Genomic DNA, 204 nt, shown 5'->3' on the forward strand with positions numbered 1-204 from the left:
TACCGCCAGAGCGGGGTTCATGCCCTGCTCGACGACGGGCACCGATTCGAAGATCCGATCGGTCACGACCAGCGCCGAGGGGCCCACCCGCTCGGCCCATTCCCTGACCCGCGACTGATCCCACTGCCGGTACTTCGGCCCGACCGGCAGATCAGCATCGTTCGTGCGGTACTCGTTGACCACGGTCTCGGGCAGCAGCACGTG

Annotated in this window: 1 pseudogene; it reads right to left on the minus strand. The window is 67.2% G+C overall.

Features of this window, described 5'->3' with window-relative positions:
* Nucleotides 1-204: pseudogene (locus G6027_RS17915) on the minus strand (IS21 family transposase); the annotation flags it as partial.

The sequence above is a fragment of the Dietzia sp. SLG310A2-38A2 genome, assembly GCF_014145095.1.
Classification (GTDB): domain Bacteria; phylum Actinomycetota; class Actinomycetes; order Mycobacteriales; family Mycobacteriaceae; genus Dietzia.